This window comes from Arenibacter sp. P308M17 (assembly GCF_003426735.1).
GTDB lineage: Bacteria > Bacteroidota > Bacteroidia > Flavobacteriales > Flavobacteriaceae > Arenibacter.
In genome coordinates this window covers 769,087-785,152 of sequence record NZ_QVON01000002.1, presented here as the reverse complement: position 1 = coordinate 785,152, position 16,066 = coordinate 769,087, and the positions used below count along the sequence as shown (strand labels likewise).

Sequence of the window (16,066 nt, the reverse complement as noted above, 5' to 3'; positions counted from 1 at the left end):
TCTTTTTGGGTAAAATATGATATCCGTCAGTTTGGTATATTTTATTAAATCCATATCTAGGGTTTATTCATTTCAATAGATCATTCACTTAAAACCGCGCTGATTTGGAAAGAAAAAAGCAATCATGACTTTCCTCATATTCTAAAAAGTTTAATTCCCGTTATTTTAGGCTATAATATTTTATATTATCTATGAAGAATTTTCTATTGGCCCCATATCTATTTCTTTTTTTTGCTTGCGTGGATAAGCAAGAAAAAATATTTCCCGCTAAAGTACATTTAACAGAATCCGTATATGCTTCCGTAACCGTACAGCCCGATAGTCTGTACCAGGCCTATGCCCCCGTAGCGGGTATTTTGGATCGTAATTTATTGGAGGAAGGGGATTTGGTAAGGCGGGGAACGCCAATGATCCAGATGGTGAACAGTACTCCGAAACTGCAGTCGGATAATGCCCGTTTGGCGCTTCAGTTGGCACAGGAAAATTTTAGTGGACCTTCGGCTGTTTTGAGTTCCTTGGAAGAGGGGATCCGATCTGCAACCTTATCCTATAAAAACGATTCCATGAATTACTTCAGGCAAAAAAGGCTTTGGGACCAAAATATTGGATCACAAGTGCAGTTCGAGACCCGTAAGTTGGCCTATGAAATTTCAGGAAATAATTTAGAACAACTTAAAGATAAGTATGTCCAGACCAAGAACGAACTTTCTACCCAAGTCCGGCAAGCACTCAATAATTATAATACCTCAGAACTCTCTACCAAAGACTTTACCGTTAGTAGTAAGATCAACGGAAAGGTGTATGCCCTATACAAAAAACCAGGGGAAATAGTCAGTACCATGGAGCCATTGGCTTCGGTGGGCAGTGCTACGGATTTTATTATCGAATTGTTGATAGACGAGGTCGATATCGTTAAACTTCAATTGGGCCAAAAAGCACTTATTACTTTGGATGCTTATGGGGATAGCGTCTTTGATGCCAAAGTCAGCAAAATATATCCCAAAAAGGACGAGCGTTCCCAGACCTTTAAGGCAGAGGCCATTTTTAACACTCCCCCGACCGCTCTTTACCCTGGTTTGGCCGGGGAAGGAAATATTATTATTTCCGAAAAGGAGAGCGTCTTGAGTATTCCCAGGGAATTCTTGTTGGAAGGGAATAAGGTGAGGACAGCGGATGGAGTAGTTGAGGTGGTTACCGGATTGAAAAATTTGGAGCGAGTCGAAATTTTGAATGGGATCAACGAGTATACGGAAATTCTAAAACCGGAAGAATGATCAACTGGAAGGTCATATTGAACATTGCCAAAACCCATCTGCTCACTAAAATGAAATCTACGGTGACGGCCTCCCTTGGAGTTACGTTTGGAATTGGGGCATATATTACTTTGGTAAGCTTTATGACTGGGCTTAACGAAATGTTGGACAGCCTTATTTTGAACCAAACACCGCATATCCATATTTACAATGAGATAGAGCCCTCGGAGAAGCAGCCTATTGCCCTCTACCAAGAATTTGAGGATGCCTTTAATGTGGTAAATTCCATTAAACCCAAACAAAGTCAAAAGAAGATTCATAACGGCCTGCCCATTCTGAATTATCTAAAAAGGGACAAAAAGGTGTATGGCGCTACGCCACAGCTCAGAGCACAGATCTTTTATCTGTCAGGATCTATAGAATTGGGTGGTAATTTGGTAGGTGTGGATATTATGGAGGAGGCAAAACTTTCAAATATTGGCGACTATATAGTTGAGGGAACGGCTCAGGATCTAAAAAATAGTGAAAATGGGATACTTTTGGGCGCAGGACTCGCTAAAAAAATGTCGCTTAAAAAAGGGGATCGGGTACAGGTCAGCACCATAAAGGGAGATGTTTTTCCCCTGAAAATTGTTGGTATTTACCAAAGTGGAATTGCAGATATAGATAATATTCAAAGTTATACCAATTTAAAGACGATACAACGTATTTTGGGAGAGGCCCAGAACTATATTACCGATATCAATGTTAAGTTATATGACATTAATGAAGCCACTAGCATGGCAAAAAGCTTTGGCCAGCAATTTCAGGTAAAGGCAACAAGTATCAACGAGGCCAATGCCCAATTCGAAACAGGATCCAATATCCGTAACCTTATTACCTACGCCGTATCCATTACTTTATTGATTGTGGCCGGATTTGGCATCTACAATATCCTCAACATGCTCATTTATGAAAAGATGAAGGATATCGCCATTTTAAAAGCTACCGGATTCTCTGGAAATGATGTGCAACTTATATTTATGAGCCAGGCCATGATCATTGGTGCTATAGGCGGGATCTTTGGGCTAATTGTTGGGTTTGTCCTTTCCAAACTAATAGACAATGTGGCCTTCGAGACCGAGGCATTGCCAACCATAACCACATATCCTATAAACTATAATGCATGGTATTATGTCATTGGAATTTCCTTTGCACTGATCTCGACCTTCGTTGCCGGTTGGTTGCCTTCCAATAAAGCAAAGCGCATAGACCCTGTGCGTATTATTAGGGGAACATAAGCAAGACAAATGGAATTCGTTTTAGAGACAAAAAACATTAATAAGTACTTTGAAAAGCCCGTGGAATTCCATGTGCTCAAAGATATTTTTTTCGGAATAGAAAAGGGGGAATTTGCCTCTATCATGGGTAAATCGGGTTCGGGAAAGTCTACCTTACTTTATATTCTGTCTACCATGGATACGGACTATACAGGAGAACTATACCTAAATAATAAATTGGTTACCGGACAGAAGCGTCACGAACTTTCCAAGATCCGAAATAAAAATATAGGATTCGTATTCCAGTTTCATTATTTATTGTCCGAATTCAGTGTACTTGAAAATGTAATGCTTCCTGCCAAGAAACTGGCAGAAAAGTCCTTGTCGGAAATAGAGCATGATGCCATGGAAAAATTAAGAATGTTAGGGATAGAAAAGTTGGCAATGCAACGGGCTTCCCGTATCTCCGGTGGGGAAAAACAGCGGGTAGCCATTGCCAGGGCATTGATCAACAATCCTTCCATACTTATGGGAGATGAACCCACCGGAAATCTGGACAGCCATAACTCGGAAAATGTCTTCAGTATTTTTAAACGTCTCAAAGAGGAGGAAGGCCTCTCCCTATTGATAGTAACCCATGACGAAGATTTTGCAAAACGTACCGATCGCATCATCCAGATGGAGGACGGACGTATTTTGAATTAATGTTCTATGGGACAATACAGCTCGTAAACCAGTAAAGCCCTACATAAAATCTTTGGGATGTGGATGCTTCCAAGGAGCACGATAATCCCTTTGTAGGAGTGCCGTTGCCTCGGCATCATTCACCACCACGATATTTTTGGGATCATAAATTAAAGGTCTTCCAGTGGCCATGGCCATATTGGCCAAAATACAGCTGGCGGTAGACACATGACCTTCCCGGATATCGGCAATAGGCAAGGTGCCTTTATCAATGGCGGCCAGGAAGTCCAACATATGCAGCCTGGTCGCAGGGGCGGCATTCAGTTCTATATCTTTCTCGGTAAGGTCTTCCGGATATTTTTCTTTTTCATAAACAACATCCAAATGTATTTTTTCCCCATCCCCATGCGGGACAAAATCCGCTCTCATGGTACTTCCGGACAAAGTACCTTTTTCCCCATAGAGTTTAAACGACCAGGGATAATCGGGGTCAGCAGGGGTTCCCCAACTTCTATGTTGCCATACACAGTTGAGTTCCCCATATTCAAAAATGGCGGTTTGGGTATCGGCAATGTTGGATTTCCCATCTTTTTGTACATAGATCCCACCAGTAGAACTTATTCTTTTTGGCCAATCCAGTTCCAACATCCACCTAACGGTGTCCAACATATGCACGCACATATCGCCCATAATGCCATTGCCATACTCCATAAAGGTACGCCACCAACGCCTGTGCGGAATTCCATCGTATGGCCGCAGGGGTGCGGGACCTGTCCACATTTCATAATCCAAAAAATCCGGGACCTTCTCTATGGGAGGATTGCCATTGGCCCTCATATGGTAATAACAACACATCTCCACATGGGAAACCTTGCCCAAAAGCCCCGCATCCACAATGTTTTTTTTAGCTTCAATAAGATGTGGGGTACTTTTACGCTGGGTACCTACCTGAACTACCCTGTTGTATTTTCTGGCAGCAGCTACCATGGCTTCCCCCTCAATTACATCAACGCTTATAGGTTTTTGCACATAAACATGTGCCCCGGATTTTAAGGCTTCTATGGCCTGCAGGGCATGCCAATGGTCCGGGGTACCAATAAGTACAATGTCCAAATCCTTTTCTGCCAGCATTTTTCTATAATCCCTGTACATTCTGGGGGTTTTTCCGGAGGACTGTCTAAGGCCGATCAGTTGGGCTGCTTCTTTCAGTAAATTACCGTCCACATCACAGATAGAAACTACGTCTACCTTGGTCACCTGCATCAGCCTAAAAAGATCGCTTTTTCCATACCAACCCGTACCAATAAGTCCAACACGAAGCGGTTTGTCCCGATAAATTAGTTCCATGCCATAGGATCCGAAGGAGGAAAGTGCCAGGGATGCCGCAGCCCCCTTTAAAAAGTGTCTTCTATTGATGTTGAACATTTTGGTTTCCATGGTTAGTTTATTTATTTAACGGATTTATTGGTTTTCAAAAAATACGAAATATCTTCTATCCTGAATTATAAATCTATATAAAATTTTGTTAGGTGATTTATTGGGCCTTAAATATCAGGATTTCCGTTGACCTTTTATTTTATTCATGATGTCCTACATCATCTCAGCTTGAATTTACTAAATATTCAATAATTCCTGATTTTGGCGATAAGGTGGTCCAATTCTTCATGCAGCAAGCCTATCCAGATATCCATATCCAATATGTTGAAAAAGGAAGGGGCAACATGGCCTGGAAAAAATAAGGAAGCTTTCAAAGCAGTGTGGAATTCCCACTAATTCTAGGGTCATTGGTTCCCCAGGGGATAAATTTCCTTTAAAAATTCAGGAATTGGGCGATGTTGGATTCATATTTAAAGTTATTATAATTATGACCCTTTTCCGTTTTAGTTTTTGTAAATTTATATAGGACTTACCGCACTTAAATGGATATAGTTTTAAAGAGGTTTAGGTCCATGAAATATATTTTGACAAACAGAAATTTATTATGGGCATTCTATCGGAAAATGTAATTCCCGGAAATCATGGAAAAGTATTTGGGACCAATGCCAAAGAGGTTAAAGACCTAAGGCGCATTAAGGAACATCTATTAAAAATCAATGGTATAGAAAATGTAATTTTCAACGATGATTTCCCTGTAGAGTTCACAGTGCATACCACAAAGATGGTAGAAATAAAAGAGATTGAAAATATGGTAAAAGGTTTAGGGTTTCATGCCATACCCAAGGGGCTGTTTTCTTTATAAGGGAATAACTAAATTCCACTTTTAGCTTTTTTAAGGTTTTGTTCCTGTTCTGACAATATTTCCTGTTCAATTTTGTCGAGTCCAAAGTCTATATACAATTTAATAATGGCTGCTACGGACCAAGCTTGGTGAATACAACCTTTTCCCTCCTGGGGGCCGCTGCCGTTAAAAATCTCGGAAATGCAATGGATGCCATTGTCCTTATAAAAATGTTTGCGCAACGGCTCCAGTTCCAACAATACTTTTTTCTTGTTATTTAAGGAAGTACCGAAGATTTTGAAATAGGCCTGAAAATATTCGTGAAGTAGAAAAGGCCATACCGTTCCTTGGTGGTAGGCATGGTCCCGAGACCATTGGTTACCTTCATAGTTCGGTTTATATTCAGGGTTGTCAGGATCCAGGGTACGAAGGCCATAGGGGGTATAAAGTTTGTTTTCTATCGTCTCAAAAATGGTCTTTTGTTGTTCGGTGTCCAAAATGCAGAAAGGTAGGCTAAGGCAATATATTTGATTGGGGCGCAAGCTATTGTCCTGTGATATCCCGGGGATGATCACATCATATAAGGTTCCTTGTGCATTGGTGAAAAATTTGGTGAAATTGGATTCGAACTTGTTGATCAATTCCAAGTAACAGGTTTCAATTTCGAGCTCAAGAATTTGGCAGAAATTTTCGTAAATCCTTAGGGCATTGTACCAAAGTGCATTCACCTCCAAAGGGCATCCTATTCTTGGGGTAATTACTTTGCCGCCTACTATGGCGTCCATCCAGGTGAGCTGTACATCGGGTTCCCCACCGTAGATAAATCCTTCCTTGGTAATTTGAATATTATAGCGGGCACCCGCAATATGCTGGTCCAATATATTTTTTAATATCCCAATATGATCTTCCAGGAATTCATTATCCTCAAATTTTTGATGGTAATCGTAGCTTGCCACAAAAAGCCAAAGCGTGGCGTCCATGGTGTTATAATGAACCGGATCTTTGGAGTTATCGGGAAATCGGTCCGGGATCATTCCCCGATCCACACTTTTAAAGAAAGTATTCAAAATAGAACGGGACAACTCTTTTTTTCCCGTAGCTATGGTCAATCCGCGCATGGCGATCATGGTATCCCTTCCCCAATCCGTAAACCAATGATAGCCGGCAATGATGGACATGCTATTCGTAGATTTTCTGTTGACCAAAAATTGTTCTCCGGATACCATTAGGTCATGGAAGAACCCATGGGCAGGTTTTTCTTGGTTCCAAGTATATTTTTTGTCGGCTAGGGATGGTATTTTTTCTATGCTTTTCCCTACCATGTCCTCTTCGACGGTGAAATACATTACAAGTTCTTCCCCGGGCAGCAGTTCATGTACCAGGTATCCGATCCTATAATAGTCGCATACCGAACCAAGGCCACGGGCCTTGCCCTTGGAGAGGATAATATTTTTAAACCAACTACGCGCCTCAAAATATTGCCCTGCCGTCCACCCGGTAAAAACAGGATTGCACCCATATTTGGGGTAGGTTTTTAGGTGGTCCTTATGGAACTCGGTGAAGAAATTATAGCATGACGCTTCGTGAAAGGTGGTATGAAAGTCGTTATAGGCGTAGAGTGGGTGCAACTCCAGGACAAATGGCCTTTTTCCACAGTTACCATAGGTCAGTAAAGTGGTGTTGGACCCTGATATCATTTGTACATTTTTACGCAAGGCCCAATCATTGTCCCCATATTGCCAGGTAGGAGTGGGATCAACATCAAAACCCTTTAAATATCGACCTCCATCCGGAAAAACGACTTTGGGATATTGATTGGTGGAAATATCATGATATTGACCATCCATTAGAATGCGTTCTTCAATTTTTGCCACCACTACGGTGCGGTCTGTAGGTGGTACAAGGGCAGCTACCAATAGGCCGTGGTACTGTCTTGTATTGGCACCGTTAACGGCACCCGAGGCATATCCGCCCAGGCCATTGGTGGCCAACCATTCCTTGTTGAACAAATTTTCCAAATTGTTATTATATTTCTTCCATTAAATTCACTACCAAAGCGGTCCATCCGGTTTGATGTGAAGCCCCGACGCCCCTGCCACTGTCCCCATGAAAATACTCATAAAATAGTATTAGGTCCTTGAAATGGGGGTCCCGGTAATGCTTTTCGTGTAATTGGTGAATGGGCCTATTGCCGTTGGCATCCTTTTCAAAAAGCAGTATCAGTCTTTTGCCGATTTCATCACTGATATCCTTTAAATTCATCCTATTGCCATTGCCCGTGGGATAAGAAAATTCCAACTTGTTTCCAAAATAGCTATGGTATTCCCTTAGGGAATTTATAAACAAATAGTTCATGGGCATCCAAATGGGTCCCCTCCAATTGGAATTGCCTCCAAATAGTCCTGTGGTAGACTCCGCAGGTTCGTAATTAATCCCATAGATTTGTCCATCTATGTGGATGGTGTAAGGATTTTTATGGATTTTTGATAAGGATCTAATGCCGAATTGCGAAAGAAATTCCTTTTCGTCCAAGATACTTCCAATCAGCTTTTGCAAACGCTCTTTGGGTACCAATGATAACAAAACATCCTGATTTTCGAAATATTCCTCCATAACCTGATATTTTGCGTTCTCGATACGGTGCCTACGAAACCACTCCATACTCTTTCTAAACCGCGGCAGTTTGTCCAAATATTCCTTTTTGATATTCAATACCGCCGTTAGGGATAACAATCCCGAAATGGAGCGCACTTTAATGGGTAAGGATTCCCCATTGGGAAATATCAACTTATCATAGAAAAAACCTTCGCTTTCATCCCATGAGCCGTTATAATCCTGACTTATATTGTTCAGGGCTTCCGCGATAAAGACAAAATGGCCAAAATATTTCATGGTCATATCCTCAAAGGAAATATCTTCCAGCGCTATTTCCAAGGCCATTTCCAACATGTTGAGGCAATACAGGGCCATCCATGAGGTTCCATCTACCTGTTCCAGTACCCCGCCCCCGGGGATATCGCGACTACGATCAAAGACCCCAATATTGTCCAGACCTAAAAATCCTCCTTCAAAAACGTTGTTTTCAAGACTATCCTCCCGGTTCACCCACCAGGTAAAATTAAGGGCCAACTTATTGAACATCCGTTTTAAAAAAGCAATGTCTCCCTTCCCTGTCTTTTTTTTCTCCATTTGATAAACCTGTAGGGAGGCCCAAGCTTGTACGGGAGGGTTAACATCGCTAAAATTCCATTCATATGCCGGGATCTGTCCGTTCGGGGCCATATACCATTCTTTGGTAAATAACAACAGTTGATCCTTGGCAAAACTAGGATCCACCAGGGCCAGGCTAACACAATGGAATGCCGTATCCCAAGCTGCGAACCAGGGATATTCCCATTTGTCCGGCATGGCAAGGATATCGTGGTTCCTCAGTGTTTTCCATTGCTTGTTTCGTCCGTTAAATCTACTTTGCGGGGGCGGCATCTCCTTGTGGTCCCCGTTCAGCCATCTTTCCACCTCGTAATTGTAGTATTGCTTGGACCATAAAAGTCCCGCAATGGCCTGTTTTTGTATTTCTTTGGCTTCCTCGGTGGCAGTCTTAAAGGTAGCATCCAGAAATTCCTGGGATTCCTGGATTCTTTTTGAAAAGGTAGCTTCAAAACCCTTGTTGAACGGGTCGTTCAAGGAAGAGGCGGTCAAGCGTAATTTAATGGTCTTAGTTTCCCCTCCTTCAAGGTGCAATTGGTACAAGGGTGCAAATTTGGTACCTTGATTATTTGCGGCTATTATGGAATAATCGTTGTTTATCACGGAACTGTGAAAAAGATCTTTTTTGAAGGGATGATCGTTGGGCTGCGCATAGATCTTCTCCATATTGGTCTCGTTTTCGGTAAATAACAATCGGGATGGAGCTTCAAAATAGAGGTTGTAGTTGCCTACGTAGATGTGATCTATGGAAACAAAGGTCTGGCCATTATGGATTTGCTTTTTTATGATAGGTTTTTCGGGCATGCCCACAAAACTCCACAGATTTCTCGTCCAAAGGGTGGGCAGGACATGTATAGGGGCAGCCTTGGCACTTCTATTGGCAATGGAAATTCTTATGAGAATGTCTTCATTGTCCGCCTTGGCATATTCCGTAACAACATCAAAATATTCATCGTTGTCGAAGATGCCGGTATCCAAAAGCTCGTACTCTACATCGTTTTTTCCCCGCTTCCTGTTTTCTTCCACCAATTGTACATAGGGAAATTGGTTCTGTGGATATTTGTACAGATGCTTCATATAGGAATGGGTAGGGGTATTCTCCAAATAATAATAGAGTTCCTTAACATCCTCACCATGGTTCCCTTGGGGCCCTGTTAGTCCAAATAGGCGCTCCTTTAAGATATGGTCCTTGCCGTTCCAGAGGGAAATTCCAAAGCAAATATTACAATATCGGTCGGATATTCCGGCGATGCCATCTTCACCCCATCTGTAAGCCCTACTGCGGGAATCGTCGTGCGAAAAGTAGTTCCAGGCATCCCCATCCGGACTGTAATCTTCCCTGACCGTTCCCCATTGCCGCTCACTTAAATATGGGCCCCATTTAAGCCAATCCTTGCTTTTCGATCGGGAATCGTCCAATCGCTTTTGTTCTTGAGCTATTCTTTCTTTAACCATTCAATTAAAATAACTTAAAAAGGGTAATACGGATATCCATTGCGGTGCGCATTTGGCGCCTTTGAATTCCATAATTAAAGATAGTATATGTTTAACACATTTTTAACCTGTCAATCGCTTAAATAATGACTTGGATGGCATTTTTTTTGCGGCCAATGATAAAAAAACGGAGGTTTAATTAAAATTTTAAACATATGAAAAAGTTGTTATCCACCCTTTTGTTGGGACTAATGTTGGCTTCATGCCAAGCCCAGGACGACCGTAATAGATCCAGGGCTGATTTGGCGGACAAAAACACGGATAGTAGTGCTGTAGATAAACCGAAAATAAGTTGGAAGGTAGATAAGAAATACGATGAGAACGGCAATGTTATAGGCTATGACTCCCTTTACTCCTATTCTTACAACAATTTCAAGAACTTGCCCATGGAGATGGACCTGGACAGTATTATGGGAGCTATGAAGTTTTTTTCACAGGATGATCTATCCACTTTTATGGAGGAGTATAATTTGGGACGGACAATGGAAATGGATTCCCTCATGACCGGCAACCAATATTTTAAGGATTTCTTTGAAGGACAGGGCCACCATAACTTTTCGGACATGAGGAAACTATTCCAACAAATGGATTCCCTTCAAAATATAATGATGGAAAGGTTTGGGCAATTTAAACCGGAGGCTAAGGAAGAAAAGTCTAAAATATAGGCAAAAACCCCCTTTGTAGATACCTGATAATTATGGCCTATTTTTTGGCATTAGGGGAAATAAAAAATTTCTTGAAACAGACTATCCTAGGGGCAGAGCCATAGAGGTATTTCGTCTGTTTCGTTTCGACCTTAGGTTCAAAAACCGAAATTTTGTATTTAACCTCACCCAAAACTGCCCGAAAAGGCAGTTCTGACCTCTCCCAAGGAGAGGTGAATTGGTTACCCCGAGGCAGAGCCTTCGGAGAATTGTTTAGATTAAATTTCGCCATATTAAGATATTGTAGCATATTTAACATAATAAATGGCATTCTTTAAAAATGTACATTGTACGTTTCCAAATAAATCTCTATCTTGACCACCCGTTCTTGTCCTCCAATTTTTGTCTTGGGCAATGACCTATCAATTATTATATAAAAACTAAAAACTAAGCAAACAGGAAATACCATGACCAATATTAAAAATAGTAGAAGGGATTTTGTTAAGAGCAGTGCTTTGGTAACCGGAGCAATGATGTTACCTACCATGCAGATGAATGCTATGGTAAATGTAGCTAACGACAAGAAATTAAAGATAGCCTTGATCGGTTGTGGTGGCCGTGGTACAGGTGCTGCACAACAGGCATTGAACGCGGATCCGAATGTTGAGTTGGTGGCAATGGCCGATGCTTTTGAGGACAGGTTGCAGGAAAGTTTAATGAATTTGCAAAAGGAGTTTAAGGATACCAAGAAGGTAAATGTGCCCCGGGCCAATCAGTTTGTTGGTTTTGATGGGGCCGAAAAGGCCATAGACATGGCAGACGTGGTTATACTGGCCACCCCTCCAGGATTTAGGCCGCAGCATTTTGAATATGCCGTTAATGCAGGGAAACACGTATTTATGGAAAAACCGGTAGCTACGGACATACCGGGGGTTAGGAAGGTGTTGGCCGCGGCGCAAGTAGCAAAGGACAAGAAGTTAAATGTGGTCGTTGGTCTGCAAAGACATTATCAGGACAGCTATTTGGCAGGTCTGCAACATATAAAGGATAATAAAATTGGTAAAATCGTATCCGGTCAGGTGTACTGGAACAGTGGGGGAGTTTGGGTAAGGGAAAGACAGCCCGGACAGTCCGAGCTGGAATACCAGATGCGCAATTGGTATTATTTCAACTGGTTGTGCGGAGACCATATCTTGGAACAGCACATTCATAACATAGATGTTGCCAACTGGTTTCTTGGGGAATATCCTGTTTCTGCCCAAGGTTTTGGCGGTAGACAGGTAAGGACCGGCAAGGACCATGGGGAAATTTTTGATCATCACTTTGTAGAGTACACCTATCCAAGTGGTGCGGTTATCGCCAGTCAATGTCGCCATATGCCGGAGACCATGAGCAGGGTGGCCGAAACCTTCCAAGGAACCAAAGGAACTATTGAAACCTATGGGGACAATACGTTCATCAAGGATTATAACGGAGGTGAAATATTTACACACCGGGGCAAGGATGATCCGAATCCTTATCAGGTAGAACACATTAAGCTTTTCGAATCCATAAGGAACAAAGGCGTTATTTCCGATGCCGAAAACGGGGCTTTTAGCACTATGAGTGCCATTATAGGCAGAATGGCCACTTATTCGGGCCAGGTAATTAAATGGGAGGAGGCCATGACTTCCAATATAGATCTGGCACCGGACAATTTAACCTGGGATTCCCCGGCACCGGTACAGCCCAATGCCGATGGCACCTATAATATTCCCATCCCGGGAAAGACGGTGGTTATTTAAGCCTTTACATTCTAAAATAATAATCCCAAACTTTCTTGTTTTATAGAGAGTTTGGGATTTTTTTGGTTGTACTATTTTATACTGTCCCCTAAAGGAATGCGCTTTGGCGAAATAAAAAATGGTTTGTAATGGGAACCTAAGTTGCTCCAAAACAAACCATTTATAAGGTATATAATGTTAATTTATACTATTCCTTTATTTTGGTATAGGGGATTTTCATTTTTATTTCCCAGCTACCGGAATCATTTATTTTAATTCCCCAGCGTATATATGCCCTATTTCTTATTTCACCAGTATCTGGATCCAGATAAGGTGACCAGTCCTTGGGGCCGTTATCCGCTTCAAATGCCTCTGTATCCACCGTAAAGGCATCATCGGTGGTTAGATAGTACATCAAATAGGAGCTGGTTCCGGTATAGCTCCTGCCATATTGGGGGAATGGGGGAGCAGGCAAGGAAAATGTGGTACCTATGGCATCCACTTCAGTATCTATGGAATTGTCGTGATAATTTTGTAAATAGGTTGATCCAGAAGGATAAAAGATAACCTTTTCGGGATTTAAAGGTTGGTCATAGCTGTCGGCAATTATCATTTTAACCTTTACTCCCAATGCAGGTTCCTCACTTACTTTGGTTACTGTGATATAAGGATGGGTGCCATCCAAAACACTGGGGACGCCGTCGTCAAAATCGTTCATAATGGTCGAGGTATAACCTATGTCATAAGCTCCGCCACCTGTGCCCAATTGTAGTCTGGAACGCATTTCTGTGGGGAATTCAACCGGTTGAAAATCATCCAATTTAACAATTACAAAGTCATCCAATTGACGTTCGCCCCTAACATTGGTTGCTTTAACGTTTATTTTGTAAATGTCATTGTTGGTTACAAATTTACTGGACTGGGTGAAGGCCAATTGTCCACTTACTTCATTGATCATTATAGTAGGGTAGTTGCCCAACTCCAACTTTTCTTCCACTAAGGCCAAGGTGGTATCGGTATCCGCATTAAAAGCCGATTTCCAAGTTAAAAGCTCGTACTCGTCGAACAGATCGTTGGTAGGGTTGCCCTGGGCATCCGTTATACTGGTAATCTCCCATTTTAATGGATAGGTAGATCCTTCTATGGCCGGTGCGGCCCCAACTTTAAAAACCCCGCGCGGAACGGAAATGGTGTCTTCCAAGGCATGGATATTATCACTGATATAACCTACTTCCGGAGGCTGACAAGATGCGACCATTACAATAATGATCAGTATGGAATATAATATATTTTTCATCTTTTTGTTTTTAAGATTTTTATTAGTCCCTTTCGAAATTGAATAAAGTATGGTTTCCCTGCAGGACATGAATAACTCCATTGGTTGAGATTAGATTGGAGGTCTTTATTACCACCTTATCGTCATCTTCAATGTTATCCCATTCGTCCCAGTCATCACCTTTCTTATAGGTGAAATAAACATATTCGGGTTTGGAATCCAACTCATTGTTATATTGATCTGTTGGTTCCAAGGAAATTCTTCTTTCTTCACCATTTTGGGCAATAAGGATTTTTCCTTGGTCCTTGGTCATGTTTTCCCTCCTGATTTTTCCGGAAAAAATATAACCTCCCATATATTTGGTAAGGGTATCCGTAGGAATATCGTTTATAGTAAATTCGGCCTGGGGATCTATTTCCCTCATATCGGTCAGTACAGCGTTTACATAATTCTTTATAGAAAGGTTATTGGGAGCAAAGATGGTGTTGTTTCCGTTCACCAAATCGGCCATGCCAGCTTTTTCTATGAGAATGGCCAAAGTATCCAATTGATTATGGGATCTGAAAAATTCCATGGTGGTAGTTCCCACCTCTGGACTGCTAATTCCTCCATCCACAAGGTAATTCCCATCCTTATCACAAGAATAAAGGACTACTATTGCCGTTAGTATGATTATTATTTTTTTCATCGTGATTGTTTTCTTTAGTTCTAAAAATTAGTCTACAATTTACCTCTCCAATATTCAGTCTGTAGAATAGAGGGGTTCCTGGATATCACGGCCGGAAGGATAGGCCAGAAATACCCTTTTTTTGCATTTCTTGCTTGATTTGCCCATGGCACTCCGTCGTAATAATCCATTCGGATTCTATCATATCCGGAATGCGCTTCACCAACCAATTCAATGGCACGTTCATCAAATATGGCCTTCATAAGGGATTCACGGTCTGTTCCACCTGTATAATCCGGTACGTTGGCTTTACTTCTTATAGTATTTAAATCGGAAATAGCGGGTCCGGAAACGCCCTTTCTAGCATTGGCTTCTGCTCTTAATAAATACATGTCGGCCAACCTAAAAATTAAGATATTGGACTCGGAAAATTGGGCATAGGCATCTTCGGAAGCTTCATCTTGTGCGGAATGCGAATATTTCTGAAGATAAGCGTAATCTGTATTGGTCCCATATTCATAAAAGAAAAGATCTTTACGAACATCGTTGGCCCTATCCGCATCTGTGGCCATCATCTCATTTCCATAGAAATCCGGATCCATATAAGGGCTTATTCCCGTATTGACACTTTGCCAAACCGGGTAATTTAAGGTGAGTCCTGTGTGGTTATCATCATATTGGATCAACCTAAAGGATTCGTTCATATCCGAGCTGATGTTGATTTCGAACAAGCCTGTCTTGGATTGGCCAATACACATTTCATCAAAACCTTCTTCACCCTCATTTACGTAATCGATTAAACTGGCACCACTATTATTGATAACCGATGTAGTTGCGTCAATGGCTTGTTGAATCATTTCCGGATTGTCATTGTCCCTACCGGCATACCAAAGAGTAATATGGGCTTTTAAGGCTTCAGCGCTTGCCTTATTGGCGGTTATGGCCCAATTGGAAGCTCCGGGACTGGAATATTGCAGTAATCCTATGGATTTATTAACGGCTTCCAACGCATAATCCAAAACCTCAAGTTCATCTACCCTCGCATTTTCCACAATGTATCCGTCTTCTGAAATAAGCTGGTCAGAACTTTCTATCGATTGCTCTACAATGGGCACATCTCCCCAAATACGGGCCATATAAAAATAGGTCAGTGATCTAATGAATGCAGCTTCTCCTAAAAGACGATCCTTTTCTGCCTGGGAATCGAACATATCCACGGGCATGTCGGTAATATATTGCTCAATGGTATAGGCCCAGTTGGCAGCCCTGTAGAAGTTTTTCCAGTTCATGGAAGCATCGCGGTATGCCAAAACGTAATTGCCACTACCTTCAATATAGTCAACAATCCAGTTACGACTGTTCATAAAGGTCATCCCGGTCCATTCACCCCAATACAAAAAATTGGATTGTGTCATAATAGCCTCCTTAAATAGACCATAGGCACCTGCTACGGCTTGTTCGGCGTTGGCCTGACTATCCCAAAAAACATCGGGATGGGTAATGCTTATCGGCTCCTGGTCCAACAAATCGGAACAACTGGCTGCACCTAGAAGACATAGGACCATGATATATGTTTTAAAACTTTTTATCTGTTTCATCGT

The 16,066-nt window shown here is 41.8% G+C and carries 12 protein-coding genes; 6 read left to right on the top strand and 6 right to left on the bottom strand.

Annotated elements, in window-relative coordinates:
• Positions 1 to 191: 191 nt before the first annotated feature.
• Genes D0S24_RS07245 through D0S24_RS07235 form a run of 3 tightly spaced genes read left to right on the top strand, consistent with a single transcriptional unit; the run spans position 192 to position 3,217 of the window.
• Positions 192 to 1,274 carry an efflux RND transporter periplasmic adaptor subunit gene (locus D0S24_RS07245; RefSeq protein WP_117019165.1) on the top strand — a complete coding sequence of 361 codons (1,083 nt, stop codon included), beginning with the start codon at positions 192 to 194 and terminating at the stop codon, positions 1,272 to 1,274.
• A complete protein-coding gene (locus D0S24_RS07240) occupies positions 1,271 to 2,533 on the top strand; it encodes an FtsX-like permease family protein (RefSeq protein WP_117019164.1) in 1,263 nt (420 codons plus the stop codon). The genes D0S24_RS07245 and D0S24_RS07240 overlap by 4 nt, the downstream gene beginning before the upstream one ends.
• A gap of 9 nt (positions 2,534 to 2,542) precedes the next feature.
• Positions 2,543 to 3,217, top strand: a complete 675-nt coding sequence (locus tag D0S24_RS07235; RefSeq protein ID WP_117019163.1) for an ABC transporter ATP-binding protein — start codon at positions 2,543 to 2,545, stop codon at positions 3,215 to 3,217.
• A 39-nt stretch (positions 3,218 to 3,256) separates the two neighbouring features.
• Here D0S24_RS07235 and D0S24_RS07230 read toward each other — a convergent pair whose 3' ends face one another.
• Positions 3,257 to 4,633, bottom strand: coding sequence for a Gfo/Idh/MocA family oxidoreductase (locus tag D0S24_RS07230; protein ID WP_117019162.1), 1,377 nt, complete (start codon positions 4,631 to 4,633; stop codon positions 3,257 to 3,259).
• A gap of 544 nt (positions 4,634 to 5,177) precedes the next feature.
• Here D0S24_RS07230 and D0S24_RS07225 point away from each other — a divergent pair.
• Positions 5,178 to 5,435, top strand: coding sequence for a heavy-metal-associated domain-containing protein (locus D0S24_RS07225; protein ID WP_117019161.1), 258 nt, complete (start codon positions 5,178 to 5,180; stop codon positions 5,433 to 5,435).
• A gap of 8 nt (positions 5,436 to 5,443) precedes the next feature.
• Here the strand turns inward: D0S24_RS07225 and D0S24_RS07220 are convergent, their stop codons facing one another.
• Complete coding sequence (locus D0S24_RS07220) at positions 5,444 to 7,432, bottom strand: amylo-alpha-1,6-glucosidase (protein ID WP_117019160.1); 1,989 nt, start codon at positions 7,430 to 7,432, stop codon at positions 5,444 to 5,446.
• 7 nt (positions 7,433 to 7,439) lie between these two features.
• The gene (locus D0S24_RS07215; protein WP_117019159.1) at positions 7,440 to 10,076 is read right to left on the bottom strand and encodes an MGH1-like glycoside hydrolase domain-containing protein; all 2,637 of its coding nucleotides are present in this window, start codon (positions 10,074 to 10,076) and stop codon (positions 7,440 to 7,442) included.
• A 194-nt stretch (positions 10,077 to 10,270) separates the two neighbouring features.
• Here D0S24_RS07215 and D0S24_RS07210 point away from each other — a divergent pair, with 194 nt between their 5' ends.
• Together D0S24_RS07210 and D0S24_RS07200 are read left to right on the top strand one after the other, a co-directional pair.
• Positions 10,271 to 10,780 carry a hypothetical protein gene (locus D0S24_RS07210; protein ID WP_117019158.1) on the top strand — a complete coding sequence of 170 codons (510 nt, stop codon included), beginning with the start codon at positions 10,271 to 10,273 and terminating at the stop codon, positions 10,778 to 10,780.
• Positions 10,781 to 11,226: 446 nt separating this feature from the next.
• Positions 11,227 to 12,543, top strand: a complete 1,317-nt coding sequence (locus tag D0S24_RS07200; protein ID WP_117019156.1) for a Gfo/Idh/MocA family protein — start codon at positions 11,227 to 11,229, stop codon at positions 12,541 to 12,543.
• Positions 12,544 to 12,730: 187 nt separating this feature from the next.
• On the opposite strand, the gene D0S24_RS07195 is transcribed toward D0S24_RS07200, so the two are convergent.
• The 3 genes from D0S24_RS07195 to D0S24_RS07185 are packed head-to-tail and all read right to left on the bottom strand — an operon-like array spanning position 12,731 to position 16,063.
• Positions 12,731 to 13,819, bottom strand: coding sequence for a DUF5007 domain-containing protein (locus tag D0S24_RS07195; protein ID WP_181938043.1), 1,089 nt, complete (start codon positions 13,817 to 13,819; stop codon positions 12,731 to 12,733).
• 22 nt (positions 13,820 to 13,841) lie between these two features.
• On the bottom strand, positions 13,842 to 14,486 hold the full coding sequence (locus tag D0S24_RS07190) for a fasciclin domain-containing protein (protein ID WP_117019154.1): 645 nt from the start codon (positions 14,484 to 14,486) through the stop codon (positions 13,842 to 13,844).
• A 32-nt stretch (positions 14,487 to 14,518) separates the two neighbouring features.
• The gene (locus D0S24_RS07185; protein WP_117019153.1) at positions 14,519 to 16,063 is read right to left on the bottom strand and encodes a RagB/SusD family nutrient uptake outer membrane protein; all 1,545 of its coding nucleotides are present in this window, start codon (positions 16,061 to 16,063) and stop codon (positions 14,519 to 14,521) included.
• Positions 16,064 to 16,066 lie beyond the last annotated feature (3 nt).

Excerpts from the sequence above, each read along its gene's own strand:
- D0S24_RS07230 (WP_117019162.1), bottom strand. The coding sequence starts at position 4,633 with ATGGAAACCAAAATGTTCAACATCAATAGAAGACACTTTTTAAAGGGG.
- D0S24_RS07225 (WP_117019161.1), top strand. The coding sequence starts at position 5,178 with ATGGGCATTCTATCGGAAAATGTAATTCCCGGAAATCATGGAAAAGTA.
- D0S24_RS07190 (WP_117019154.1), bottom strand. The coding sequence starts at position 14,486 with ATGAAAAAAATAATAATCATACTAACGGCAATAGTAGTCCTTTATTCT.
- D0S24_RS07200 (WP_117019156.1), top strand. The coding sequence starts at position 11,227 with ATGACCAATATTAAAAATAGTAGAAGGGATTTTGTTAAGAGCAGTGCT.
- D0S24_RS07210 (WP_117019158.1), top strand. The coding sequence starts at position 10,271 with ATGAAAAAGTTGTTATCCACCCTTTTGTTGGGACTAATGTTGGCTTCA.
- D0S24_RS07195 (WP_181938043.1), bottom strand. The coding sequence starts at position 13,819 with ATGAAAAATATATTATATTCCATACTGATCATTATTGTAATGGTCGCA.
- D0S24_RS07235 (WP_117019163.1), top strand. The coding sequence starts at position 2,543 with ATGGAATTCGTTTTAGAGACAAAAAACATTAATAAGTACTTTGAAAAG.
- D0S24_RS07185 (WP_117019153.1), bottom strand. The coding sequence starts at position 16,063 with ATGAAACAGATAAAAAGTTTTAAAACATATATCATGGTCCTATGTCTT.
- D0S24_RS07245 (WP_117019165.1), top strand. The coding sequence starts at position 192 with ATGAAGAATTTTCTATTGGCCCCATATCTATTTCTTTTTTTTGCTTGC.
- D0S24_RS07240 (WP_117019164.1), top strand. The coding sequence starts at position 1,271 with ATGATCAACTGGAAGGTCATATTGAACATTGCCAAAACCCATCTGCTC.
- D0S24_RS07215 (WP_117019159.1), bottom strand. The coding sequence starts at position 10,076 with ATGGTTAAAGAAAGAATAGCTCAAGAACAAAAGCGATTGGACGATTCC.